Source organism: Mesorhizobium sp. M1307 (genome assembly GCF_040318155.1).
Taxonomy (GTDB): Bacteria; Pseudomonadota; Alphaproteobacteria; order Rhizobiales; family Rhizobiaceae; genus Mesorhizobium.
Map to the genome: position 1 here is coordinate 67,546 of NZ_JAMYLR010000022.1, position 24,794 is coordinate 92,339.

The window sequence follows — 24,794 nt, forward strand, 5'->3', positions numbered from 1 at the left end:
TATCGTCAAGCCAGGATTGCAGCGCTGGCCAGTTCCTTCGTCAGGTCACCATAGCCGGTCGAGCGCCGCTCATAGGCGAGGCCGAGCATTTTCGCCGCCTTTTCGGCGACCTTGTCGAGTTCCGGGTCGTCGGTCTGAGCGATATAGATCAGCTTCTCGTAGTTGCCGAAATAGTCCTTGATCAGCTCCGGGTGCTTGTCCAGACCGAGCGGCTTCATGAAGAAGGCATCGAATTGCCGGCAGAGGAAATCGGTCATGTAGAACGACATCATGTCGTCATCGGCGACCTTCGCATAGGCATCCATGCCCTGGTAGAAAGCAAAGCAATGCGGCCCGGCCATGCGCTCGACGCCATGCTTCTCGCAGATCCGATCGAGCAAGCCACCCGTGCCGCAATCGGCATAGCCGACGAATATGTGGCTGTAGCCGTCGGTCTTGGCCTTCTCGATAGCCTTGTCCATGGCCGGCGCGATGCGGTCCGGATAGAAATGGAACTCCGCCGGCAGGCAGGTCAGGTCGAGATGGTCGAGCCCGAGCTGCTCCTTGACCGCCAAAACTTCGCGCGCAATCATCCCGCAGGCGATGACGAGCAGCCTGTCGCCTTGATCGGATTGTTGTTTTCGCGCGGTAGCCATGGAACCAGTCTAATCCATCTTCGTTGCTGTCCAGCGAATTTATGTCCTGAGGGAGACACCATTCATGAAATTGTTCCGCGTCGCGCCAATCGCTATTCTCGCCTGCGCCTTGGCTGTTTCGGCCTGCGCCAACACGGTGCGCGGCGTCGGTAAGGATATCAAATCCACTGCGAAGGCTGTTGACGATACCGTCAAGAAACCCTGATCCGCACGGCTCTAAACATTTGGGAATAAAAAAGCCGCACTGCAAGGCGCGGCTTTTCTCGTTGGTGCCGGACTTATTGGCTCAGGCCGAAGCGCGGACGTTGTGCTTGCGCTTCATGAAGTCCTTGGCGGTCTCGACCGCCACCGCGGCGTCGCGGCAATAGGCGTCGGCGCCGACGGCTTTGCCGAATTCCTCGTTGAGCGGTGCGCCGCCGACCAGCACGACATAGTCATCGCGAATGCCCTTTTCCTTCATCGTATCGATGACGACTTTCATGTAAGGCATGGTCGTCGTCAGCAGCGCCGACATGCCGATGATGTCGGGCTGGTGCTTTTCGATGGCATCGAGATATTTTTCGACCGCATTGTTGATGCCCAGGTCGATGACATCGAAGCCGGCGCCTTCCATCATCATGCCGACCAGATTCTTGCCGATGTCATGGATGTCGCCCTTGACGGTGCCGATCACCATCTTGCCCTGCTTCGGCGCGCCGGTGGCGACAAGCAGCGGACGCAGGATGAACATGCCGGCCTTCATCGCGTTGGCCGACAGCAGCACTTCGGGAACGAACAGGATGCCGTCGCGGAAGTCCTCGCCGACGATGCGCATGCCCTCGACCAGAGCCTCGGTTAACACCTTGTAAGGCGCCCAGCCGCGCTCGAGAAGGATATTGGTGCCTTCCTCGATTTCTTCCTTCAACCCGTCATAAAGATCGTCGTGCATCTGCTGCACCAACTCGTCGTCGGAGAGTTCCGAAAGGATGATCTCGTCGTCGGCCATTTTTTCTCAGGCTCCTTGCCGGCTACAACTGTTGCGGCAGCTTAAAAATATCGCGTCAATACCTAACCCGCACGGGCCGGTTGTCCATAGCTGATTTGCGACTTCCCGCAAAACGAAAGCGACCGTAAATCTCTTGGAATTCTTGTCGATTTTGCGACAGGCGTTGGCGCTGGCGGGCCGTTTCGAATAGGGTGCATGGCTACGATCCGGCCAGAGACCGCAATATGCGGCCGCAAACGGATTTCAGGCCGGTGCAAGAGCCAGGCCGGAGTAAATCAGGCCAGAACGAAAGCCAGGGAAGAACGATTATGAGTGAGAACGCGCCGGTCGATCAGGAAGCGTCAAACGCACGGCGCGGGCGCGCTGCCAGCGGTGGCGCCGCAGCCCGACGGGCTGCGCGTTCGGGCGGCGGCCCCGGCACACAGCTCACCTATATCAAGCGCAAGATCAACGTCTATGAAGTGCTGGACGAGGAAGGGCTGGCGCTGATCGAAAAGAACACCGACACCGTGCTGGAGGAGATCGGCATCATCTTCCGCGACGACGCCGAGGCGCTGCAGCTTTGGAAAGAGGCGGGCGCCGACGTCAAGGGCGAGCGGGTGCATTTCCCCAAGGGCCTCTGCCGCTCGCTGTTGAAGACCGCTCCGTCCGTCTATACCCAGCACGCCCGCAACGGCGAGCGCTCGGTGCAGATCGGCGGCAACGCGACAGTGTTCGCGCCGGTCTATGGACCGCCCTTCGTGCGCGATCTCGACGGCGTCAGGCGCTATGCAACGATCGAGGATTTCCGGAATTTCGTGAAACTCGCCTATATGGCGCCGTCGATCCACCATTCCGGCGGCACGGTTTGCGAGCCGGTCGACGTGCCGGTCAACAAGCGCCATCTCGACATGGTCTACAGCCATATCAAATATTCAGACAAGCCGTTCATGGGCTCGGTGACCGCGCCCGAGCGCGCTGAAGATACGGTGGCAATGGCCAAGATCGTGTTCGGTGACGATTTCGTCGAGAACAACACGGTGCTGACCAGCCTGATCAACGCCAACTCGCCGATGGTTTTCGACGAGACCATGCTGGGAGCGCTGAAGGTCTATTCGCGCCACAACCAAGCCTGCATCGTCACGCCGTTCATCCTTGCCGGTGCGATGAGCCCGGTGACGGTCGGCGGTACACTGACGCAGGTTTTGGCCGAAGTGCTGGCCGGCGCGTCGTTCACGCAGCTGATCCGGCCGGGTGCGCCGGTGCTGTTCGGCACCTTCGCCTCGTCGATCTCGATGCAGTCGGGCGCGCCGACCTTCGGCACGCCGGAGCCGTCGCTGGTCTCGTATGGCGCCGCACAGCTTGCCCGTCGGCTCGGCCTGCCGTTTCGCACCGGCGGTTCGCTCTGTGCTTCAAAAATCCCCGATGCGCAGGCCGCCTACGAGAGCGCCAACACGCTGAACTCGACGATCCTCGCCGGCACCAACTTCGTGCTGCATTCGGCCGGCTGGCTCGAGGGCGGTCTCGCCTCCTGCTACGAAAAGTTCATGATGGACATCGACCAGCTCGGCATGACGCAGAAGTTCTCCGAGGGTGTCGACCTGTCGGAAAACGGCCAGGCGATGGATGCCATCCGCCAGGTCGGCCCGGGCAGCCACTATCTCGGCTGCGACCACACCCAGGCCAATTTCCAGACCGCGTTCTACCGTTCCAACATTGCCGACAACAATTCTTACGAGCAATGGCTGGCGGAAGGCGAAAAAACCGCGCCGCAGCGCGCCAACGAGCTCGCCCGCCGCTGGCTGGAAAGCTACGAGGCGCCGCATCTCGATCAGGGTATCGACGACGGGCTGAAGGACTTCATTGCCAGGAAGAAGGCGTCGATGGCCGACGCCTTCACCTGAAAGGAGCCCGAATCAGGCGGGGCTAAAGTCGCCAACATCATCCACAAGGAAGTCTGGCGGAGTGCCTTCTCCGACCCGGACAAGAAGGGATGATCCCGAGCGCAGCATGATCGAAACCATCGCGGCTGCGCTTTCCGCCCACGGCCTTATGCTTCGCGGCGGCTTCGATTTTGCGGGCGGTGAGGAAACACCTTCCGGTCTCTCCGGCGCTGCCGCCAGATCCGTTCTGCTGGTGGGGCAGGCGGGCGCCGCACCTTGGCCGCACTTCCTGCGCTGGCTGGAGAGACAGTCACAGCCGATCGACGATCCGCTCGACAGATGGTCTCGCGAAGTGATCGGCGCGGTGGCCGAAAGATTCGGGGCACGCGCGGTATCGCCGTCCGACAGGCCTTATCTGCCATTCCAGCAATGGGCGATACGTGCGGAGGGGCTGAAGCCGTCGCCGCTCGGCATTCTCATGCATCCGCAATATGGGCTCTGGCATGCCTATCGCGGCGCGCTGCTGTTCGAAGACGAAATTGCGCTCCAAGAACCCCGCGAAGTGATTCACCTTTGCGATACATGTCTGGAAAAACCTTGCCTGAAATCCTGTCCGGTAGAGGCTTATTCTGCGGACGGTTTTGCACATGAAACCTGTCTGGCGCATGTGCGCGGGCAAAACGGCGCGCCCTGCCGGACCGGCGGCTGCCTTGATCGCAACGCCTGTCCTTACGGCACCGATTATCGCTATCCGTCCGAGGTTCAGGCCTTTCACATGGCAGCATTCGCGCGTCTGTAGCGTCGCCGAATGCCGCACGAAATCTTGAAGCAGATCGCCTCACTACAGCTTGCGGCGACGGCCACCGCGGGTATCTATCGCACGTCAGATCAACGGAGCGGATGATGGCCACGCAAGCGATGCAGATCAAGACAAGCGACGGCATTGCCAAGGCCCGGCTGTTCCGTTCGGCGGCCCCAGCCAAGGCAGCGATCATCCTCTACATGGACGTTTTCGGTCCGCGACCGGCGCTTGATCAGATGGCGGAGCGGCTTACGAGCGAGGGCTATGCGGTGCTTGTACCGGACCTCTTTTACCGCAATGCGCCCTACGGTCCGTTCGATCCCAAGACTGCGTTCGGCGACGAGAGGAGCAAGGCCGCCATCACAGGTCTCCTCGGCGGCACGACCCAGGAGATGACGATCCGCGACAGCGGCGCTTTCCTCGATGCACTTGTTGCGCAAGGCCTGGCCGGGCCGGTTGGCATTGTCGGCTACTGCATGGGCGGAGCGCGGGCGCTGAACGCGGCGGCCAGCTATCCCGACCGCATCGCCGCCGCGGCCAGTTTTCACGGCGGCAATCTGGCTGGTGACGCAGCCGACAGTCCGCACCGGAAGGCCGCCTCACTCAAGGCAAGGGTCTATATCGGCACTGCCGGTGTCGACCGCAGCTTTCCGCCGGAGCAATCGGCGCGGCTCGCCGAAGCACTGCGCACCGCCGAGGTCGATCATGTCATAGAGAACTATGCCGGCATGGCGCATGGCTGGTGCATGCCGGACCACAGTGCCTTCGATGCAGCCGGCGCCGAACGCCACTGGAAGCGGCTGACGACGCTGTTTGCGGAGACGCTCGGCCAAGGCACGCCAACCATTACGACGTGACCGCCCGCCAAAAAATTCTTTCCATCGCGCCAAGGAACCGCCATTAGCCTTCGTCCAACAGGCAAATGATGGCGATGATGCTGGACGAAAGCGAAGCCTCCGACGCCGAACTGATCGGACGGGCGAAGGGCGGAGACCGTGGTGCTTTCGGCAAGTTGCTCGAAAGGCACTATGGTTTCGTCTATCGCGCCGCCTATCGTTGGTGCGGGAAAAAGGCCGACGCCGAGGACATCGCCCAGGAAGTCTGCGTCCGGCTCGGGCGGGCGATCCGCGATTATCACGGCAGCGGTGCCTTTACGACGTGGCTCTACACCATGACGCTGAATGCGGCGCGCGACATGATGCGCAAGACCGCCCGTGAGACGGTCAAGACCGAGGCCTATGGCGCCTATGCGCTGATTTCGGGGGAAATCTCGGCTGAGCCGGAAGACCCGGCCGAGGCGCTCTGGGCAGCGGTGCGCAAGCTGCCGGACAAGCAGCGCGATGCGGTGCTGCTGGTTTATGGCGAAGGGCTGAGCCACGCCGCCGCCGCCGAGGCGATGGCGATCTCGGAGACGACGGTTTCCTGGCACATCCATGAAGCGAAGAAACGGTTGAAGACGCTGATGCGTTCAGCCGGGGAAGTGTGACCATGGTCGACGACAATCAACTGAACAGGCTGCGCGATATCGCTGCACCGGCGCCCGATGCGGATGCAAAGGCGCGTGCCCTGCAGGCCGCGCTGCGTGCCTATGATATGGACGAAAAAACTTTACCTGCCGCCCAAGGATCGGCAGGCGGGGTTCGTCTCACAGAGCGAGCACAAAGGCTCTGGAGCGAAATCATGCAAAAGAAACTCTTCGCCACGCCGGCCATTGCCGGGCTCGTTGCCCTGCCGATCGCCGGATACGCTACCATCTACATGCTTGGGGAATCCAAATTCGGCGGGCCCGAATTCGGCGGGGATAAGATCACCGAAACGCTGGCTGACAAACCGGCGACAGTCAAACCGCCGGTCGTTGCCGAAGCGGACAAGCAGAAGAAGGCGGACGCCGACCGTGAAAGCCGCGACACCGGCGAGGCGCTTGTGGCGCCGACATCGCCGCCGAAGGCGGAATCGACCGCAGTCGGCGGGCTGACGCAGCAGGATGTGCTCAGCCGCAATGCACCTGAACCGGCGCAGAGCGGCGAGTTCGCGCTGGATGGGGGTGCAAGCTCCGCGGCTCCGGCAGTCGATGGCGGCGCGCGGGTCGGACGCATGCCTGGCACGGTTGCCGAGTCCAAGCTGATGGCACAGCAGCCCGCCGCTGCGCCGGCCGACCAGATGCTGCCGCAAGAGGAAAACCGCGACCGCGTCGAGAATTTCAAGACCAACCCGGTGCATGCCGCACTTGAAGACCCGGTCTCGACCTTCTCGATCGATGTCGACACCGCTTCCTATTCCTTCGTCCGGCGCTCGCTGAAGGAAGGCTTTATCCCGCAGGCCGACACGGTTCGCGTCGAGGAGATGATCAACTACTTCCCTTATGCCTGGAAGGGACCGGACTCCGCCTCGACGCCGTTCAACTCGACCGTCAGCGTCATGCCGACGCCGTGGAACGAGCACACCAGGCTGATGCATGTCGCCATCAAGGGTTTCGACGTGAAGCCGGCCGAGCAGCCCAGGGCCAATCTGGTCTTCCTGATCGATGTGTCGGGCTCGATGAACGAGCAGGACAAGCTGCCGCTCCTGCAGTCGGCCTTCCGGCTGCTGGTCAACAAGCTGAGACCTGACGACACCGTCTCGATCGTCACCTATGCGGGCGATGCCGGTACCGTGCTGGAGCCCACCAAGGCTTCGGAAAAGGACAAGATCCTCGCTGCCATCGACAATCTGACATCCGGCGGCTCGACGGCAGGCGAGGCCGGCATCAAGGAAGCCTACAGGCTGGCACAGAAATCCTTCGTCAAGGACGGCATCAATCGGGTGATGCTCGCCACCGATGGCGATTTCAATGTCGGCCAGACCGATGACGACGACCTGAAGCGGCTGATCGAAAAGGAGCGCAAGACAGGCGTATTCCTGTCGGTGTTCGGCTTCGGCCGCGACAATCTGAACGACCAGATGATGCAGACCATCGCCCAGAACGGCAATGGCACTGCTGCCTACATCGATACGTTGGCGGAGGCCGAGAAGGTGCTGGTCGAGGATGCCTCCTCGACACTGTTCACCATCGCCAAGGACGTGAAGATCCAGGTCGAGTTCAACCCGAACAAGGTCTCGGAGTACCGGCTGATTGGCTACGAAACCCGCGCTTTGAACCGAGAGGATTTCAACAATGACCGGGTCGATGCCGGCGAGATCGGCTCAGGTCATTCAGTCACCGCGATCTACGAGATCACGCCTAAGGGCAGCGGCGGCGAACAGATCGACCAGTTGCGCTACGGCCAGGCCTCGGTGAACAATGGCGGCGTTGCCAATGCCGACGAATATGCTTTCGTCAAGATCCGCTACAAGCTGCCGAACGAGGACACCTCGAAGCTGATCACCACGCCGGTAACGTCAGCCAACGAGGTGGCGTCGTTCGACCAGGCCAGCACCGACCAGCGTTTCTCCGTTGCCGTTGCTGCCTTCGGCCAGAAGCTGCGCGACGAGGATGCGACCGCGAAGTTCGGCTACGACAAGATCATGGAGATTGCCACTGCCGCCAGAGGAGCCGACCCGTTTGGATACCGGTCCGAGTTCCTCTCGCTTGTGCGCCTTGCCTCGGCGCTCGGCGGTAACCGGTAGTGGCAATGACGGCCGGTTTCTTTCAGATGGGATCGTTCTGATAGGGGGAGCCGGCCTACGGGCGGGTGAGGCAGGCCGGCGAGGGAAACCTTGCCGGCCTTTTTTCGCGGCCGCACTGCTTCGCGCGGACCATGTCGCAGACGAAAGCGTCAGGCGCGTCCGCGGCGCCGCTCGCGGCGGGCTTCGCTGGTCTCGGCGACGTTGACCGTAGCCTGCTTGTTGCGCATCGGGCCGATGCGTTCGACGATCTGCTCGACGGTCGGGCGATCCGACTTGGTGTGCGCATCGAGCGCCTTGCGCATGGCGGCGAGGTGCTGGAACGAGGTGCCGCAGCAGCCGCCGACGATCTTGGCACCGGCGTCGACGGCGAGACGCACATAGTCGGCCATCAGCTCGGGTGTGCCGGAATAGTAGATCTCGGCACCGCGAAATTCGGGAATGCCGCAATTGCCCTTGACGATCACCGTTGCTTCCGGCTTCGCCTCGGTCATGTCGAGCAGCGAAGCGAGAATGTCGGAGGCACCGACACCGCAATTGGCGCCAACACCGAGCGGTGTCTGCGACAGGCCATCGACGACGCCGTGGATGTCCTTCGGCAGCAGTCCCATCATGGTGCGGCCGGCGGTGTCGAAGGAGCCGGTATAGGTATAGGGCAGGCCGACGCGGATGGCGGCTTCGGCGGCGGCGCGGATTTCGTCAGGCGCCGACATGGTTTCGATCCAGGCGACTTCGGCGCCGCCGGCCTTCAGTCCCTCAATCTGCTCGGCAAAGGCTTCGACCGCCTCGTCGTAGGTCATGGCGCCGAGCGGCACCAGTAGCTCGCCGGTCGGGCCGACGGAGCCGGCCACGATCACCTTGCGGCCGGCCTTGCCGGCGACGGCGCTTGCGATCTCGGCGGCGCGCTTGTTCAGTGCGTAGACACGGTCCTGCGCATGGTGCAGCTTGAGCCGATGGCGGGTGCCGCCAAAAGAGTTGGTCAGGATGATGTCGGCGCCGGCATCGACAAAGTTCTGGTGCAGGCTGGTGATGGTGTCGGGCGCGGTCTCGTTCAAGAGCTCGGGAGCCTCTCCGGCCTCAAGGCCCATGGCGAACAGATTGGTGCCGGTGGCGCCATCGGCGAGCAGGACGCCCTTTTCGGCAAGCAGAGCGTCGATCGGATTGGTCATGTGAAATACGCCTTCCCGGAAGAATAACTGAGATAAGGATATAAAGAATTCTTTATGTGCCGTCAATGTCGGCACGTAGAGCAACCGGTCAAAATCGCATCTCCGCCAGCTTTCGTGTGAAGCTGGCCGCTTCATGCGCGTTGACGTCCGCGGCACGGATCAGATTGTCGAAATGGCTGGTCAGGATGCGGATCGGCTGCGTGGCGTTCAGCACCAGATACATGTCGCCGACGTAAATGGCGGCGCGATAGGGCCCGAAGATGGTGTAGGGGATCGAATAGCGCATCCGCCCGTCATAGAGAAACAGGCGGAAGGTGGGATAGAGGTCGTCGAGCAGCGTCGCCATGTGCAGGAGCTGCTGGTGGCGGTCGGCCTCCGGAAAGCGGTCCCACACGCCCAGCCCGCGCGCGAAGATCTCCAGCGTGTGGCGCGGCATACAGACTTCCATGTCGGTTTCGGGCCGTCGGTTGTAGTCGATGCGGTACTGCGTTTCGCCGGCCTGTGCCTCGCGGCTCTTGTTGGCGATGACGGCTTCGTAGTCGACAAGCGCCTCGGTGCGCAGAAGATCGGGAATGCCGGCCGGCACGTAGCGGATTTTCGTTCCCGCCGCCTCGGCATGCCAGCGAGCCAGCAGCGTGCGGTCGAAGCCGTCCGGCGCCTCCTCGATCTCAAGGCTCTCGCGGATTTCACCGGTGACGCCCTCATCGTGGCTGAGGCCGAGCAGCCAGTCGAGCGAGACTTTGAATTCGGCGGCGATGTTGAGCAGCGTTTCGGCGCGGGGAAGGCGGATCGACGCGCCGGAGAGCAGCTGCGACAGTGCCGAACGGTCGATGCCAACCGCGGCGGCGAAGGCCGACTGGTTCAAATCGGACCTTGTCAAGAGCATTTTCAGGCGCTCGCGAAAGATCGTCGACAGGTCGCGCTTGTCCAAATCTCTACTCTCCCTGACGTGAGCAAAATTTTGCGCCGAAGCGGTCTACATGGCGTTTAGAGCGCAAATGAATCTACGAGCTTGTTTACAATAGATAACATCTGCAGCTGAAAATGCGCAATCGCAACAGTTTGTGCGCTTTATCGCGTTGCAGCGATGCAACGCTCCTGACACAATGCTGTCAGGAATCAAACGGGTTCCGGCGACTGGAAGGCAGTGGTCGATAGCATGACGAGCATGGGCAACAGGCGACACGGCGCAACGGCCATCGAATGGCCGACAGCATTTCTCGCACTTCTCTGCTACGGCGGCTGGCTCGCTACCGGCTTCCTGCTCTGGCCCTCTTGCCCGCTGCTGGCACTCGCCTTTCTGACCCTGATTGCGGCGCTGCAATCCTCGCTGATGCACGAGGTCCTGCACGGCCACCCAACCCGGAATGCGCGGCTCAACGAAGCCTTTGTGTTCCTGCCGATTGGCCTTGTCTGGCCGTTTCGCCGATTCAAGACCATTCATCTGCGCCACCATGCAGACGAGCGCCTGACCGATCCGCTCGATGATCCCGAAAGCTATTACAAGGCTCTCTGGCAGCACGAGGAGCTGCCGTCGGCGATGAAATTCCTGCTGAAGGTCAACAACACGATGATCGGGCGTTTGGTGCTAGGCCCGTGGCTTTCCTGCATCGGCTTTTTCATCGACGACGCCAGGCAAGTTGCCGCGGGCGACAATTCCATCCGCAAGGCATGGCTGCTGCATGCGATCGGCCTCGTCGTGGTGCTGCCTGTCGTGCAGTTCGGCTTCGGCATGCCGTTGTGGCTTTACGTTCTGGTGCCGGTTTGGCTTGGGCAGTCGCTGATTTCGATCCGCACCTACGCCGAGCACCAATGGTCTGAACATCCGGAAGGCCGCACGATCATCGTCGAGCGCTCGCCGCTGTCCTTCCTGTTCCTCAACAACAATCTGCATTTCGTCCATCACAAGAGCCCGACGGTGGCCTGGTACAGGCTGCCGAAGGTGTTTCGCGACCGCCGTGACGAATGGCTGCGGATGAACAATGGCTATGCCTACCCGAACTATTTCGCGCTGCTCAAGGCCTATGCCTTCAAGGCGAAGGAGCCGGTCGTCCATCCCGTGCTGCGGCGCATGCCGGAACCAGGACGCGCATTCAAGCCGCGCGTCAGGGCACGCAGCCTCAATGGGCTTGGCAGCGCACCGGTACCCGCCGAGCCGCCGAAAGAATGATTCTTGCGTTGTTGCAGGCGGTGCCGCGCGGACGACGCTTTCCTGACCTTGTCAATTTCCCCGCATAACGGTCAAATCCCGGCATGAGCGAATTCATTGCGGCTTTGCCGATGTACGACTGGCCGGAAGCGCGGGACGATGTCGACGCGCAATGGGCGCGGCTGCGCGATGCTTTCAGACAAAAAGGCATCGATGCGCCGGAGACGATCATCCGCCGCACCGGCGATTTGCCCCCCGTGCCTGGCGGTATTCGCGACGATCAGGGAAAACCCATCGCGCCCGATCCGGCGACATTGCCGCCGGACGAACTGGATTTTCACCAGCTCTGGCTGCATCCGGCGCTGCTCTTTGCGCAAACCTGCTGGGGACCGATGGAACTCGGCCTGTCGCAGCGTGTCCAGCTCATCGGCCAGCCGCGTTACGACGCCTTCGAGGGTGGACAGGGCGAACTCTATTCGAGCGCCATCGTCATGAGAGCGGGCGAGGCACCGCCGGCAAGGGCGCCGGCCGACGGCGGTGCCGTCATTCCGCTCGATCAGCTGCGCGGCAAGCGCTTTACCTTCAACAGCCTCGATTCCATGTCGGGCATCATCGCGCCAGCCCGCGACCTGCAAACATTGGGCGAGAGTTTGGATATCTTTTCCGCGCTGAGCGAAAGCTGTGGGCACCGTGCTTCGATCGTTGCCGTTGCCGAGGGCAGGGCGGACGTCGCGGCGATCGATTGCGAGAGCTGGGCGCTGGCGCAGAGTTTCGAGCCGGCGGCGCAGAAGGTGACGGTCGTCGGCTGGACAAGGCGGCGCAAAGGCTTGCCGTTCATCACGGCCAGGACAACGCCGGAAACGATCGTCGCTGCGATGCGCGAGGCGATCGCCGCGCTCGCATAAAGCGCGTCGCGTTCGGTCGGCCTCATGCGACGCGCTTTAGATTCTTGTTTTATGCATGTCGTTATCGCAAAGCCGCTGCATACTTTTGCGCGACATGCATTAGCGTCGCTCAGCCGCCAAGCAGCCGATTGTCGAGCGGGTAGGTCGAAAGCTTCTCGTTGCCGGTTTCAGTGATCAGGATCTGTTCTTCGATCTTGACGCCTTCGTAGCCGCCAAGCCGACCGATATAGCTCTCGACGCACAGCACCATGCCAGGTTCGAGCACTCCGTCCGGTGTGTCGTCGGTCCAGTCGCTAGCATGCGGCAAAGTCGGGTATTCGTCGGCAAGGCCGACGCCGTGATAGAGCACCCCGTAACGGGCCGGGAAGCAGTCTCCCGGTGGCACTGACGAGCCCTCGACGAGGTCGCGGAACGATATGCCCGGCCGCATCAGCTCGGTGTTGTGGGCGATCTGGTCGGCGGCGATGCGGAACAGGTCGCGCTGCTCCTGCGACGGCGGCGCATCACCGCAAAGCCAGGTGCGCGAAAGGTCGGCGCAGAAGCCGTAAGGACCGATCAGGTCGGTGTCGAAAGCGACGAGCTCGCCGGCCTCGATCGTCCGCGACGAACACTCCTGGAACCATGGATTGGTGCGCGGGCCCGACGACAGGAGCCGGGTTTCGATCCATTCGCCGCCGCGCGCGATGTTGCCGCGATGGAGTTCGGCCCACAATTCGTTCTCGGAGATGCCAGGCCTCAGCGCCTTCTCCATCTCGCCCATTGCCGCCTCGCAAGCGGCGATCGCCCGGCGCATGGCAAGGATTTCGTCGGGCGATTTGATCAGCCGCGCATTTTCCATCACCGCCTCGCCATTGCCGGTCGAGATGCCGAGGCGGGCGAGCTCTTCGATGCCCTCGGGATTGATGTGGTCGACTGCGATGCGGCGATTGCCGCCGCCATGTTCCAATACCAGGTCGGCGATGCCGGCTGCCCAGCGGCGGACTTTTTGACTGGTCAGCTCGCCGCTGTACAGATAAGCCCACGACACCGCCGGCCGCACCTCGTCGACGACGCCGGAATGATCGGAAAGGTGCTCGCAGGAGAAATAGTCGAACAGCACCACCGGGCCATCGGTGGCAACGAAACAATGCCTGGTCCGATTGTGTGCGACCCAGAGCTGCATGTTGGTTGCGTCGGTGGCATAGCGGATATTGACCGGATCGTAGAGCAGGGCTCCCGCATAGTCGCGGCGCTTCAGCTCGGCGCGGATGCGCTCGAGCCGGTATCGGCGCATGGCGGGCAGGTCAGGAGCAGCAATGCCCGCCGCCTGCCATTCGGCTTCCGCCAGCGCTCCATAGCCCAGTGCATGCTGGTTGAGTTCAGCGGCCTTCATCTGCGATTTTTTGCGCAGCACATCATTCGAGCCGTCGGGCTCGAACGGCATGATCTTGCGGTGATGACGGGGCCGGTCAGTCGGGTTCCTGTCCACCCTCGGCTCCTCCGCTAACGCCTTCCTTGGGCGCCGTGGCTTCTCCCACCGCCATTCTCTTCAATCTTACATAGGCGCCGGCCCGGGCGGACTTGCCGGTGCCGCGCAACAGCGGAACCATCATTTGCCGTGGTTGGCCGTCCGGCTCATAGCCGGCCGCTTTGAGCTGCTCCAAAATGACCGGCCGCGGATCGTCGCGGTCAAGCCAGACGAGTACGGCCGGCTCCTGCATCAGCGTTTCGAAATTAGGCACTTCCTGGTCAAGTGCGACCAGTTTTTCGTCGACCAGCCGCAGGTTTCCGACCCATGCACCATCAGATATTGCGGTTTTGACCGGTCCGTCCGCAGTCAGTTGGCGATAGAGGGCGGGGTAATCCACGCGGATCATCCGCGAGAGGCCACTGGTCCCGTTTATCTGGACGTACCAGGTGGCGGGCGCGAGCAGCACGGCGATGATCGCTCCAGCCGCGATCACCATGAGCTGCGCATTCCTGCCGCGCGGCGCCAGCCGTTCCATAGTGGCGACGATGGCCAGCGGCAACATGAACAGGACCGGTAGCAGCCAGCGGTCCTTGACCACCGTCACGCCGGTGGCAAGTACAAGTATTGCCAGCATGGCCAAGCCGAGCGCCAAGGTACGCCACAACAGAATTTCCCGGGGCGGACCTTCCGGATGCCGCTCCGAGAAACGGAACTTCGCCAGCCAGAAAGACAGGGCGGAAACGAGCACCGGCAAGACCGCGAAATTGAAGGTGCCCATGATAAACTTGCCGGCGCCGACAAAGGCCGCCGCCATGCGCCCTTGTTGCGAATCTATTCCGAACTTCTCGCCTCTCGACAATAAATCGGCGGGATGCATGAGGCTCCAATAGGTGGTTGGCGCCAGCACCAATATCGCGACCGCTATGCTGATGGCGAACTTCGGATCGAGGATCGCGCTGCGCCATTCGCGCAGCGACAGCACGGCCGCAACAAGGGCCACCACGAGGAAGACATCATTATATTTGGCAAGAATTGCCGCCGCCGTGGCTAGGCCAAACGCCGCACAGGCGATCATGCTTCGCCGCTCGAGAAGATAGGACATGGCCAGCAGGAGCAGCGAGCAGAAGCCGACGACGGCGACGGAATGCGACAAGGCGCGCTGCGATTCCCAGACGATCTGCGGGATCGTAAACAGGCCGAACATGGCCGCCGCCGCTGTCGCTTTGGTGTAGCCGAACCGCCGCATGGCGGCGAACACGCTGCAGGCGGCAAGGAACAGCACGGAGTATTTGACGAGCTTCAGCGTGAAGATACTGGTGCCGAAAATATGCGCGGCCAGCCAGTTGATCCAGGTGTACAGGGGTGGTTGCGAGCCGCCATATCCAGCCCAGAGATACGGAACATAGATCAGTTGCTCCGCATCATCGATGCCGACGCCGGTTCCCGCCCAAGAGCTCAACAGGGACAGTATGATGGTCTGCAAGGCAAAGTAAGCCGCGACCATGACGATCGCCGCCGGGAAGGGGCCGATCCGCGCCTCGGCAAGCCAGTCGGCCCATCTCAGATTGTACTTCAATGAAATCTCATCGCCCTTGCAGCAGAGTGTTGCCGGCTGCGCTAGCATGAAGAGTATGCTCCGCACAATGCGACCGGCTGGCTGCGCCTACGTCCTCATCTTTTCGCCGCTCGGGTCGAAGGGCGGCTCGACATTGATGCGTGCCGGCCGCCGGTGCCCGAGGATTTCGATCTCGAACAGCCCGGCGCTCTCGTTCTCGGCAAGCGCTGCCGGTACATAGCCTTGCGCCATCGACTTCTCGACATAATGCGCATAGCCGCCGGAGGTGACCCAGCCGACCACGCGCCAGTCGCCGTCGACGATGCCGCGCACGGCAGACGCGCCTTCGGCGGCGTTCGAGCCGCGCACTTCCTTGCCGCCCGCGTCGAAGCGCGGCGCGCCATAGCCATGCGGCTTTTCCACGGTGCCGTAATCCTTGCCGCCGACCTTGGCCCAGATCGGCTCGTCGCCCATGACGTCTGCATCCGCGGCATCGACGATGAAGGAGACACGGCGCAGTTTCGGCCCTTCTGCCTGTTCCTTGGCCGCTGCTTCCCGGCCGATGAAGTCGTTCTTCTCTAGCTTGATGAAGCGGTCCATCGAGCCTTCGAACGGTCCGTAGATCGGACGTAACTCGCGGAACCAGGTCGGGAAGTTCTTCTCAAGCCGCATCGAGAGCAAAGCCCGCATGCCGAAATCGACAAGCCCAAACTCTTCGCCGGCCTCCTTGATCGCCTTGTAGACCAGGCGCTGGTAGGCAGGCGCCATCCAGATCTCATAGCCGAGGTCGCCGGTGTAGGTGATGCGATTGACCATGCAAGGCGCGCCGCCGACCGCCATTTCGCGGAAATCCATAAAGCGGAAGGCCTTGGTCGAGATGTCAACATCGACCAGTTTCTGCAGCAGGTCGCGGGATTTCGGCCCGGCGATGGAGAGACCGACCAGCATCTGGTCGAAGCGGTGGATGCGGATGCTTCCATCCTTTGGCAGATGCTTCTCGAACCAGCGCATGTGGTATTTTTGCGCTGCCGAAGAACCCCAGATCATGAAGCGGTCTTCCCCACCCCTTGGGCCCGCCTTGGCGATGGTGAAGTCCCCGATCAGCCGGCCGAACTCGTTCAGCATGGGCGTCAGCACGATGCGGCCGGTCTTCGGCATGCGATTGGTCATCAGACGGTTGAGGAAGTCCTCGGCCCCTGGCCCGGAGACTTCGTATTTGGCGAAGTTGGCGATCTCGGTGACGCCGACCCTCTCGCGGGTGGCGCGCACCTCCTCGCCGATCGGGCGGAAATCATTGGAGCGGTGGAAGGACACGACGTCCTTCGGCTCCGAGCCTCTCGGCGCGAACCAGAGCGGGGTTTCGAGACCCCAGCTGTCGCCCATGACGGCGTTGTTGGCGAGCATGGTGTCGTAAAGCGGGGTCGTCTGCGCTGGTCTTGCCGCCGGTAATTCCTCGTTGGGAAAGCGGATGGAGAAACGGCGCGAATAATTTTCGCGGACCTTTGCGTTGGTATAGCGCAGCGTTGCCCATTCGCCGAAGCGCGCAACGTCCATGCCCCAGACGTCGAAGCCGGGGTCGCCATGGACCATCCAGTTCGACAGCGCCAGGCCGACGCCGCCGCCCTGGCTGAAGCCGGCCATGACGGCGCAGGCGCACCAGAAATTGGTCAGGCCCTGTACCGGGCCGACCAGCGGGTTGCCGTCCAGCGCGAAGGTGAAGGGGCCGTTGATGATCTGCTTGATGCCGGCCTTTTCGATGCCGGGGAAATGCTTGAAGCCGATCTCGAGCGACGGCGCGATGCGGTCGATGTCGGGCTGCAGCAGCTCGTGGCCGAAATCCCACGGCGTGTTGACCGGCGACCACGGCTTGCAGGCCTTTTCATAGGTGCCGAGCAGGATGCCGTTGCGTTCCTGGCGGGTATAGATCTCGCCCTTGAAATCGAGCACGCCAATCATCTCGCGGCCGGTCGACTTGTTGAATTCCTCGACCTCCGGCATCGGCTCGGTCAGAAGATACATGTGCTCCATGGCCAGCACCGGCAGTTCGACGCCGACCATGCGACCGATCTCGCGCGCCCACAGGCCGCCGCAGTTGACCACATGCTCGGCTTTGACTGTGCCTTGCTCAGTGACGACGTTCCAGGTGCCGTCGACCTCCTGCGTCAGTTCCACGACGCGGTTGCGCAGTACGATCTCGGCGCCTAGCTTCCTGGCGGCCTTGGCATAGGCATGGGTGGTGCCGGAAGGGTCGAGATGGCCCTCGACTGGATCCCACATGGCGCCGACGAAATTCGTCTCGTCCATCAGCGGGAACATCGCCTTGGCTTCGGACGGCGTGATCAGTTCGGTGTCCATGCCGAGATAGCGGCCCTTGGCGTGGGCGAGCCGCAAGAAGTCCATGCGCTCGGGCGTGTCGGCCATCATCACGCCGCCGGTCAGGTGCAGCGAGCAGGATTGGCCGGAAATCTCCTCGATCTCTTTGTAGAGCCGCACCGTATAGGCCTGCAGTTTGGCGACGTTGGGATCGCCGTTCAGCGTATGGAAGCCGCCCGCCGCATGCCAGGACGAGCCGGAAGTGAGCTCCGAACGCTCGATCAGCATGATGTCGGCCCAGCCAGCCTTGGCCAGATGATAGAGCACCGAGCAGCCAACGACCCCGCCGCCGATGACAACCGCTTTTGCATGAGATTTCATGAAGATAGATCCGTGTTTGAAGAGATTGAATCGAGTGAGCGGGGCGCGAAAACAAAGCGGAGATCGGATACAGCGATGTTTCCGGCCAGCCTGCCATCAAGACGAAGTGGGGGTCGACTACTCATCAGATGATCAAAAATCGGTCGGCGCGCCGCCTTCGGCCCGGCGCTTGTCGACGAAAGCGTTGAGCTCCTCCCGGATTGCCGGATCCATGTAGGGCTCTTCATAGGACGCCAGCCGTTCCTTCCAGACGCGATTGGCCTTTTCGAGTGCCGTCGGCGACCCGGCCTCCGCCCAACTCTCGAAATTGCGCCAGTCCGAGATAATAGGCGCATAGAACGCGGTCTTGTAGCGGTCCTGCGTGTGCTGGGTGCCGAAGAAATGGCCGCCGGGGCCGACGGACTGTATGGCGTCGAAACCGAGTGCTTCCTCGGAAAGATCGAGCGGCGTCAGGAACTCGGCGACCATCTGCAACAGGTCTATATCGAGGATGGTCTTCTCATAGGAGCAGCGCAGGCCGCCTTCGAGCCAGCCGGCGGCATGCATCATCAGATTGCCGCCGCCCTGGATGGCGCCCCACAGCGAGAACACGCTTTCATAGGCGGCCTGCGCGTCGACCGTGTTGGCTGCGCAGGTGTTGGAGGTGCGGTAGGGGATGTTGTAGCGGCGGGCGAGTTGCCCACCGACCAGCTGCGCCTTCATATATTCCGGCGTGCCGAAGGCCGGCGCGCCGGACTTCATGTCGACATTCGAGGTGAAGCCGCCGTAGCCGACAGGCGCGCCCTTGCGCACCATCTGCGCGAAGGCGATGCCGGACAGCGCCTCGGCATTCTGTTGCACCAGCGCGCCGGCAATCGTCACCGGCGCCATAGCGCCGGACAGGGTGAACGGCGTCACGATGACCACCTGGCCCTTGCTCGACATCTGGATGATGCCTTCCATCATCGGCACGTCGAGCTTGAGCGGCGAATTGGTGTTGATGATGGTGAATACCGACGGCTCTGCAAGCAACTGCTCATGGCTGATGCCACGTGCGATCCTGGTGATCTCGATGCCGTCGACGTTGCGCTCCTTGCCGAGCGAATAGATGTGGAACATCTTGTCGGTCAGCGTGGCGAGGTCACGGATGCATTCGAGGTGGCGCACGGACGGATGGATGTCGATCGGCTCGACCGGATAGCCGCCCGTGCAGTTCAATATGTTGTGCATCTGCGCAAGCTTGAGGAAGTTGCGGTAGTCCTGCTGGTTGCCCGGCCGGCGGCCGCGGTCGACGTCGGAGCAATTGGGCGCCGACGCCATCATCGAGATGATCAGATTATCACCGCCGAAGCGCACGTTGTGCGCCGGGTTGCGGGCGTGGATGGTGAATTCCGGCGGGCAGTGCGCAACCAGTTCCAGGATCATGTCGCTGTCGAAGCGCACCCGCTCGCTGCCTTCGCGGACATCGGCGCCATGCGCCTTCATGATGCGCCGGGCTTCGTCATGCAGCACGTCGACGCCGATTTCCCGCAGCACGCGCAGAGAGGCGAGGTGGATAGATTCCAGCTCGTCGTCGGAAACCAGCCGGGTCGGCGCCAGCGGGTTCTTCAACTGTCGAAACGGCGGCTGCTCGAACGCCGCCGATCCGCCGGCACGCTTTCCCGCGCGGCCGCCGCGACGGGCGCGGTCGTTTGCCAATGCAGGTTCGGCGGGCTGAAGGGCGGCGGTCATGATAGTCCTCGTACGCTGCGGCAATGCGGCGGCATAATGGACTGCCGGCCGGCCAGTCATTGCGGAGGCGGCGACCACTAGGACGAGGGAAGCGACATGCCTGAAGGGCAGCCGGAGGGATCGTCAGGCTCCTATCTCTTCCGGCTGGCGCAAGCGGTTTTCGTTGCCGGTGCTTACCGCGATGAAAGCGAAACGCTAGTCCTGCATCATGGACCGGGCGGAACAGGACAGCGGCGAGACAGTGCAATGGGCGGCGATCACCGGCGTGATCGCCACCGTCTCGGTGTTCGCCATCGCGCAAGGGCTGAGCTATCCGCTGTTGAGCTTCATCCTGCAGCGCCAGGGCGTCTCGCCGGCCATGATCGGCCTGTCGGCGGCGATGACGCCGATCGGCTTCATCGTCTCCTCGCCGTTGGTTCCGGCGCTGGCGCGCCGTTTCGGGGCAGGGCGCACCGCGCTTACTTGCGCGGCACTTTCCGCGCTGGTGCTGGCGCTGATCGGCTGGACGCAAAATGTCTATCTGTGGTTTCCGCTGCGCTTTTTGATCGGCGCCGTCACCAACCCGCTCTACGTGCTGAGCGAAGTCTGGGTGATCGCACTGGCGCCGCCGACACGCCGTGGCCGCGTCATGGGCATCTATTCGACCATCATTTCGGCGGGCTTTGCGGCGGGGCCGCTGTGCCTGCTTGCGGTCGGCACCGAGGGATGGCCGCCGTTTCTCGTCGGCATCGCCGCATTCCTGTTTTGCGGCGCCTGCCTCGCCTCGGTGCTGGCACGGCTGCCCAAGGTCGACGAGAGCGGGCACCGCGTTTCGGTGCTGGGGTTCGTGCCGCAGGCGTGGCTGCTGTTATCGGCGGTGATCGTGGCCGCCGGTTTCGAACAGGCGGTGCTCGCCTTGCTGCCGGTCTATGGAACGCATTACGGCATCGCCGAAGCGCGCATGTCGGCGCTGCTGTCGGTGATGATCGCCGGCAACATCGCTATGCAGGTGCCGCTCGGCCTGCTGGCGGAACGACTGACGGCGCGGCTGGTGCGGTTCATCTGTGTTTCGATGACGGTGCTCGGATGCGTTCTGTTGCCGGTTCTCATCGAGACGCCGCTGATCTGGCCGTGCGTCTTCATCTGGGGCGCGGTTTCCTACGGCATTTACACGATGTCGATCATTGAACTCGGCGAGCGGTTCACCGGCTCGGCACTGGTCGCCGGCAACGCCGCCTTCTCGCTGATGTGGGGCGTCGGCGGCATCGCCGTGCCGCCGCTGGCGGGCAGCGCCATGGATGTTGTTGGCGCCGGCGGCCTGCCAATGACGCTCGGTGCCATTTGCCTGGCGCTGGCTGTTGTAACGGTCATTCGAAGACGGATGGTCTGAATGCCAGAAAGCCGCCGTTTCTGACGAATGACTTGAATGTAAGCGGCCCCATGTCGATCTTGGCTATGTCGCCACCCGACTCAACCGGAGACCTCATGACCAAATCGAATACCAAGGGCCAGCCGGGTTCGGCGGCCGAAGACCCGTTTCTCTGGCTTGAGGACAGGAGGGGCAAGCAGGCGCTCGACTGGGTGCATCACCAAAATGCAGTTACGGTCGGGGAGCTGCACGGTGATCCGTCCTATCAGACGTCGTTCGAGACGGCGCTCGACCTGATGACAGCCGAGGATAACATCGCCGTCGGGGCCGCTATCAACGGCTATGTCTATAATTTCTGGCAGGACCGGACGAACGTACTCGGCCTTTGGCGGCGCACCACCGTCGCCTCCTACAAGACCGACAAGCCGGAATGGCAGACGATCATCGACTTCGACTGTCTGGCGGCGAAAGAGGGGGTGAAATGGGTGTTCAGCGGCGCCAGCCGGCTCTACCCCGACTTCAGTCGCTGCCTGCTCAACCTGTCGCCGGATGGCGGCGATGCCAGCGAGATGCGCGAATTCGATATCGAAAGCAGATCGTTCGTCGATGGCGGCTTTCGCGCTCCTGCCTCGAAATCGAGCTTTAGCTGGCTGGACGAGGACACGGTTATCGTTTCCGCCGCCTTCGAGGAGGACGACAAGACCCAGTCCGGTTATCCGCGCGTGGTCAAGCTTTGGCGGCGCGGCACGCCACTGGCAGCGGCGACGCCGATCTTCGAGGCGCTGAAGCAGGATCTTGCCGCCGGCGGGTCCGTCGAATTCGACGGCGACAAGCGTCATGTCTTCCTCGCCCGGACCATCGACTTCTTCGCCTCGCACAGTTTCCTGCGGCTGCCTTCCGGCGAGAACAGGCGCATCCCGTTGCCGGACGACGTCACCGATACAGCGCTGTTCAAGGGCCAGCTCGTCTTCGGCGTGCGTACCCCGTGGACTGCGCCGGACGGCACGCTGTGTAAGCCCGACGGGCTCTATTCACTCGATTTCGAGCGCTGGATCGAAACCGGGCTATTCGGATCCCTCGGTACCGTGCTCGAGCCGGCGCACCGTGTCTCGATCGCCGGTGTTGCCCGCACGCAGGACCGGCTGTTCATCAATTTGATGGACAATGTGCGCGGCAAGGTCGTCGCCGGCAAGCGCAGCGACAGCGGCTGGGAGTTCAAGCCCGTGGCGTTGCCCGAAAACGGCAATGTCGGCATCAGCCATGCCGAGCATTTCGGTTCCAGCGTCTCCTTCTCCTTCACCGATTTCCTGACGCCGAGCTCGATCATCTGGTCGGACGACAACGCCGCGGGGCTGGCAACGGTGAAGTCGCAGCCGGCGCGTTTCGATGCGTCGTCCCTGGTCTCCGAACAGTTCGAGGCGCGCTCGAAGGATGGCACGATGATCCCGTACTTCGTCGTCAGGAGGCGCGACTTGCATGGACCCGTGCCGACATTGCTTTACGGCTATGGCGGCTTCGAAGTGCCGCTGCTGCCGGGCTATGCCGGCGTGCGCGGCAGGCTGTGGCTGGAGAAGGGCAATGCCTATGTACAGGCCAACATCCGCGGCGGCGGCGAGTTCGGCCCGAACTGGCATCAGGCGGCGCTCAAGGCCAATCGCCAGAATGCCTTCGACGATTTCGCCGCGGTCGCGCAAGATCTGGTCCAACGCGGCATCGCTACGCCCGCCACGCTGGGCATCCAGGGCGGATCGAATGGTGGCTTGCTGACCGGCGTCTCGCTGACCCAGCACCCGGAATTGTTCGGTGCAGTGATCATCGACGTGCCGCTGCTCGATATGCTGCGCTACACCGAACTGCCGCCCGGCGCGTCGTGGATGGCCGAGTATGGCGATCCGGCGAAGCCGGAAGAGGCAGCCTGGCTCGCCGCCTATTCGCCCTACCAGCATGTAGACACGGATGCAGCCTATCCGCCGGTGTTGCTGACGACCTCGACCGCCGACGATCGCGTCCATCCCGGGCATGCCCGCAAGATGGCGGCACGGCTGCAGGCGGCCGGCCACGGCAAGACGCTGTTCTTTGAGGAGACCGAGGGCGGCCATGGCGGACGCGGCGATCGGCGGCCGCAGGCCGCACAGGCGGCGATGAAGTACGTCTTCCTGCAGCGGGCCCTGACTGGCACCAATTGACCGGCGTCGCTTGACCGGCACGGCTTGAACTGAGGGCTCGAGGCAGCCTAAGGTGCATGCATGGCTCGGCTGGCGAAATCGGGTTGCGCATTTGGGGTGGCGGTGACGCCGTCGTCGCGCACGCTACGCGCCGAGCTGTTGCGGCTCTGCGCTCGCATCGGCTATTCGCCGCCCGCTGTCCTCTGACGAATCCGCCCCGGCGCGAAAGCTGCCGGATTGGTTCAAGAGGAAAGACCAGACATGACCTACCAGAATTATTCGCTGAAGCAGCTTCAGCAGATCGATGCCGCGCATCACCTTCATCCGTTCACCGACCACAAAGAGATGCGCGAGACCGGCTCGCGCATCATCACCCACGCCAACGGGCCGTTCATCTATGATGCCGAAGGGACGGAAATCCTCGACGGCATGGCTGGGCTGTGGTGCGTCAATGTCGGCTATGGCCGCGACGAGCTGGCCGACGCCGCCTACGCCCAGATGAAGGAATTGCCCTACTACAACTCTTTCTTCAAATGCTCGACGCCGACGCCGGTTCTGCTGTCGAAAAAGCTGGCGGAGATCGCGCCAAGGCACATCAACCAGGTGTTCTACGGCTCGTCCGGTTCGGAGGCCAACGACACGGCGCTGCGCCTGGTCCGTCACTATTGGGTGCTGGAAGGCAGGCCCGAGAAGAACCGCATCATCTCACGCAAGATGGGCTACCACGGCTCGACCATCGCCGGCGCCTCGCTCGGCGGCATGGATTTGATGCACAAGCAGCTCGGCGGCGCCGTGCCCAACATCGTCCATGTGATGATGCCCTATGCCTATGAGCTCGCACTGCCCGGCGAAAGCGACCATGATTTCGGCCTGCGCGCGGCAAAAGCGGTCGAGGACGCGATCCTCGAAGCCGGCGCCGACAAGGTGGCCGCCTTCATCGGCGAGCCGGTGATGGGGGCAGGCGGGGTGAAGATCCCGCCGATGAGCTATTGGCCGGAGGTGCAGCGCATCTGCCGCAAATACGATGTCCTGCTGATGCTGGACGAGGTCATCACCGGATATGGCCGCACAGGCGAGTGGTTCGCCGCACAAGCCTTCGATGTCGAGCCCGACACAATCACCACGGCCAAGGCGCTGACCTCTGGCTATCAGCCGCTGTCGGCGCTGCTGGTCGGCGACCGTATCGCGGCGACGCTGGTCGAAAAGGGCGGCGAATTCTATCACGGCTATACCTATGCCGGGCATCCGGTGGCCTGCGCGGTGGCGCTGAAGAACCTCGAGATCATCGAGCGCGAAGGCCTGGTCGAGCGCGTGAGGAACGACACCGGGCCTTACTTCGCCAGGGCGCTGCAGGAACGTCTCGGTGGGCACGATCTGGTCGGCGAGGTGCGCTCGTTCGGGCTGATGGGGGCGATCGAGATCGTCAAGGACAAGGTGACCAAGGAGCGCTTCCTGCCGGCCGGCAGCGCGGCGGTGATGGTTCGCGACCACGCGATTGCCCAGGGCATGATGCTGCGCGCCACCGGCGACACGATGATCCTGTCGCCGCCGCTGATCTGGACCCGCGAGACGATCGACATGGCCTGCGACCGCATCGCCACGGCGCTCGACCTTGCCGAAGCAGATTTGCGCAAGCGGTAAGATGGAACGTTCGCCGGGCGCCCGGGTATACGGCGCCCGGGGGGTGTACGCGCGGGTTGCCGGCGCCGCTTGGGAACGCAAAAACCCCGCGCCCTAGGATCGCGGGGTTTGCAGATAACCC

General features: G+C 62.7%; 19 protein-coding genes. 11 read left to right on the forward strand and 8 right to left on the reverse strand.

Annotated elements, in window-relative coordinates; all coding sequences use genetic code 11:
• Positions 1-5: 5 nt before the first annotated feature.
• Positions 6-635, reverse strand: coding sequence for a DUF1638 domain-containing protein (locus NKH16_RS22110; RefSeq protein ID WP_352742275.1), 630 nt, complete (start codon positions 633-635; stop codon positions 6-8).
• A 64-nt stretch (positions 636-699) separates the two neighbouring features.
• Here NKH16_RS22110 and NKH16_RS22115 point away from each other — a divergent pair, with 64 nt between their 5' ends.
• A complete protein-coding gene (locus tag NKH16_RS22115) occupies positions 700-840 on the forward strand; it encodes an entericidin A/B family lipoprotein (RefSeq protein ID WP_023676507.1) in 141 nt (46 codons plus the stop codon).
• Between the two features lie 81 nt (positions 841-921).
• On the opposite strand, the gene NKH16_RS22120 is transcribed toward NKH16_RS22115, so the two are convergent.
• Entirely contained in the window at positions 922-1,620 is a 699-nt protein-coding gene (locus NKH16_RS22120; protein WP_023676506.1) for a cobalamin B12-binding domain-containing protein, read from the reverse strand.
• 308 nt (positions 1,621-1,928) lie between these two features.
• Here NKH16_RS22120 and NKH16_RS22125 point away from each other — a divergent pair, with 308 nt between their 5' ends.
• The 5 genes from NKH16_RS22125 to NKH16_RS22145 all read left to right on the forward strand — a co-directional run bounded on the left by NKH16_RS22125 (position 1,929) and on the right by NKH16_RS22145 (position 7,890).
• Positions 1,929-3,503 (forward strand): trimethylamine methyltransferase family protein, encoded by a 1,575-nt coding sequence (locus NKH16_RS22125; RefSeq protein ID WP_352901756.1) that lies wholly within the window; start codon positions 1,929-1,931, stop codon positions 3,501-3,503.
• 148 nt (positions 3,504-3,651) lie between these two features.
• Positions 3,652-4,281 carry a hypothetical protein gene (locus NKH16_RS22130; protein WP_352876413.1) on the forward strand — a complete coding sequence of 210 codons (630 nt, stop codon included), beginning with the start codon at positions 3,652-3,654 and terminating at the stop codon, positions 4,279-4,281.
• Positions 4,282-4,385: 104 nt separating this feature from the next.
• Positions 4,386-5,141, forward strand: a complete 756-nt coding sequence (locus NKH16_RS22135; RefSeq protein WP_352821134.1) for a dienelactone hydrolase family protein — start codon at positions 4,386-4,388, stop codon at positions 5,139-5,141.
• Between the two features lie 68 nt (positions 5,142-5,209).
• The gene (locus NKH16_RS22140) at positions 5,210-5,770 is read left to right on the forward strand and encodes an RNA polymerase sigma factor (RefSeq protein ID WP_352452095.1); all 561 of its coding nucleotides are present in this window, start codon (positions 5,210-5,212) and stop codon (positions 5,768-5,770) included.
• Positions 5,771-5,772: 2 nt separating this feature from the next.
• Positions 5,773-7,890, forward strand: coding sequence for a vWA domain-containing protein (locus tag NKH16_RS22145; protein WP_352742269.1), 2,118 nt, complete (start codon positions 5,773-5,775; stop codon positions 7,888-7,890).
• A gap of 149 nt (positions 7,891-8,039) precedes the next feature.
• Here NKH16_RS22145 and bmt read toward each other — a convergent pair whose 3' ends face one another.
• Together bmt and NKH16_RS22155 are read right to left on the reverse strand one after the other, a co-directional pair.
• A complete protein-coding gene (bmt, locus tag NKH16_RS22150; RefSeq protein WP_352617637.1) occupies positions 8,040-9,056 on the reverse strand; it encodes a betaine--homocysteine S-methyltransferase in 1,017 nt (338 codons plus the stop codon).
• A gap of 88 nt (positions 9,057-9,144) precedes the next feature.
• Positions 9,145-9,987, reverse strand: a complete 843-nt coding sequence (locus NKH16_RS22155; RefSeq protein WP_352452091.1) for a helix-turn-helix domain-containing protein — start codon at positions 9,985-9,987, stop codon at positions 9,145-9,147.
• A gap of 228 nt (positions 9,988-10,215) precedes the next feature.
• On the opposite strand from NKH16_RS22155, the gene NKH16_RS22160 reads away from it, so the two are divergent.
• Positions 10,216-11,226 carry a fatty acid desaturase gene (locus NKH16_RS22160; protein ID WP_352742267.1) on the forward strand — a complete coding sequence of 337 codons (1,011 nt, stop codon included), beginning with the start codon at positions 10,216-10,218 and terminating at the stop codon, positions 11,224-11,226.
• An 83-nt stretch (positions 11,227-11,309) separates the two neighbouring features.
• Entirely contained in the window at positions 11,310-12,110 is an 801-nt protein-coding gene (locus NKH16_RS22165) for a phosphate/phosphite/phosphonate ABC transporter substrate-binding protein (RefSeq protein WP_352452089.1), read from the forward strand.
• Between the two features lie 109 nt (positions 12,111-12,219).
• On the opposite strand, the gene NKH16_RS22170 is transcribed toward NKH16_RS22165, so the two are convergent.
• From NKH16_RS22170 to NKH16_RS22185, 4 genes are all read right to left on the reverse strand, one after another.
• A complete protein-coding gene (locus NKH16_RS22170) occupies positions 12,220-13,533 on the reverse strand; it encodes a M24 family metallopeptidase (protein WP_352742511.1) in 1,314 nt (437 codons plus the stop codon).
• A gap of 25 nt (positions 13,534-13,558) precedes the next feature.
• The gene (locus tag NKH16_RS22175; protein ID WP_352742265.1) at positions 13,559-15,184 is read right to left on the reverse strand and encodes an ArnT family glycosyltransferase; all 1,626 of its coding nucleotides are present in this window, start codon (positions 15,182-15,184) and stop codon (positions 13,559-13,561) included.
• A 39-nt stretch (positions 15,185-15,223) separates the two neighbouring features.
• Entirely contained in the window at positions 15,224-17,809 is a 2,586-nt protein-coding gene (locus NKH16_RS22180; protein ID WP_352742263.1) for a GcvT family protein, read from the reverse strand.
• A gap of 132 nt (positions 17,810-17,941) precedes the next feature.
• Complete coding sequence (locus NKH16_RS22185; RefSeq protein ID WP_023676493.1) at positions 17,942-19,519, reverse strand: trimethylamine methyltransferase family protein; 1,578 nt, start codon at positions 19,517-19,519, stop codon at positions 17,942-17,944.
• A gap of 208 nt (positions 19,520-19,727) precedes the next feature.
• On the opposite strand from NKH16_RS22185, the gene NKH16_RS22190 reads away from it, so the two are divergent.
• The 3 genes from NKH16_RS22190 (at position 19,728) to NKH16_RS22200 (ending at position 24,673) form a co-directional block, all read left to right on the forward strand.
• Positions 19,728-20,888 (forward strand): MFS transporter, encoded by a 1,161-nt coding sequence (locus NKH16_RS22190; RefSeq protein ID WP_352742262.1) that lies wholly within the window; start codon positions 19,728-19,730, stop codon positions 20,886-20,888.
• 95 nt (positions 20,889-20,983) lie between these two features.
• Positions 20,984-23,053: a prolyl oligopeptidase family serine peptidase gene (locus NKH16_RS22195; protein WP_352742260.1), complete on the forward strand. Its 2,070-nt coding sequence runs from the start codon at positions 20,984-20,986 to the stop codon at positions 23,051-23,053.
• A gap of 240 nt (positions 23,054-23,293) precedes the next feature.
• The gene (locus NKH16_RS22200; RefSeq protein ID WP_352742258.1) at positions 23,294-24,673 is read left to right on the forward strand and encodes an aspartate aminotransferase family protein; all 1,380 of its coding nucleotides are present in this window, start codon (positions 23,294-23,296) and stop codon (positions 24,671-24,673) included.
• Positions 24,674-24,794 lie beyond the last annotated feature (121 nt).

What these genes read in the sequence shown, in the direction of transcription:
- NKH16_RS22195 (WP_352742260.1), top strand. Translation starts at nt 20,984, where the DNA reads ATGACCAAATCGAATACCAAGGGCCAGCCGGGTTCGGCGGCCGAAGAC.
- NKH16_RS22180 (WP_352742263.1), bottom strand. Translation starts at nt 17,809, where the DNA reads ATGAAATCTCATGCAAAAGCGGTTGTCATCGGCGGCGGGGTCGTTGGC.
- NKH16_RS22170 (WP_352742511.1), bottom strand. Translation starts at nt 13,533, where the DNA reads ATGCCGTTCGAGCCCGACGGCTCGAATGATGTGCTGCGCAAAAAATCG.
- NKH16_RS22145 (WP_352742269.1), top strand. Translation starts at nt 5,773, where the DNA reads ATGGTCGACGACAATCAACTGAACAGGCTGCGCGATATCGCTGCACCG.
- NKH16_RS22185 (WP_023676493.1), bottom strand. Translation starts at nt 19,519, where the DNA reads ATGACCGCCGCCCTTCAGCCCGCCGAACCTGCATTGGCAAACGACCGC.
- NKH16_RS22160 (WP_352742267.1), top strand. Translation starts at nt 10,216, where the DNA reads ATGACGAGCATGGGCAACAGGCGACACGGCGCAACGGCCATCGAATGG.
- NKH16_RS22110 (WP_352742275.1), bottom strand. Translation starts at nt 635, where the DNA reads ATGGCTACCGCGCGAAAACAACAATCCGATCAAGGCGACAGGCTGCTC.
- NKH16_RS22200 (WP_352742258.1), top strand. Translation starts at nt 23,294, where the DNA reads ATGACCTACCAGAATTATTCGCTGAAGCAGCTTCAGCAGATCGATGCC.
- NKH16_RS22190 (WP_352742262.1), top strand. Translation starts at nt 19,728, where the DNA reads ATGGACCGGGCGGAACAGGACAGCGGCGAGACAGTGCAATGGGCGGCG.
- NKH16_RS22140 (WP_352452095.1), top strand. Translation starts at nt 5,210, where the DNA reads ATGGCGATGATGCTGGACGAAAGCGAAGCCTCCGACGCCGAACTGATC.
- NKH16_RS22135 (WP_352821134.1), top strand. Translation starts at nt 4,386, where the DNA reads ATGGCCACGCAAGCGATGCAGATCAAGACAAGCGACGGCATTGCCAAG.
- NKH16_RS22120 (WP_023676506.1), bottom strand. Translation starts at nt 1,620, where the DNA reads ATGGCCGACGACGAGATCATCCTTTCGGAACTCTCCGACGACGAGTTG.
- NKH16_RS22130 (WP_352876413.1), top strand. Translation starts at nt 3,652, where the DNA reads ATGCTTCGCGGCGGCTTCGATTTTGCGGGCGGTGAGGAAACACCTTCC.
- bmt (WP_352617637.1), bottom strand. Translation starts at nt 9,056, where the DNA reads ATGACCAATCCGATCGACGCTCTGCTTGCCGAAAAGGGCGTCCTGCTC.
- NKH16_RS22175 (WP_352742265.1), bottom strand. Translation starts at nt 15,184, where the DNA reads ATGCTAGCGCAGCCGGCAACACTCTGCTGCAAGGGCGATGAGATTTCA.
- NKH16_RS22165 (WP_352452089.1), top strand. Translation starts at nt 11,310, where the DNA reads ATGAGCGAATTCATTGCGGCTTTGCCGATGTACGACTGGCCGGAAGCG.
- NKH16_RS22115 (WP_023676507.1), top strand. Translation starts at nt 700, where the DNA reads ATGAAATTGTTCCGCGTCGCGCCAATCGCTATTCTCGCCTGCGCCTTG.
- NKH16_RS22125 (WP_352901756.1), top strand. Translation starts at nt 1,929, where the DNA reads ATGAGTGAGAACGCGCCGGTCGATCAGGAAGCGTCAAACGCACGGCGC.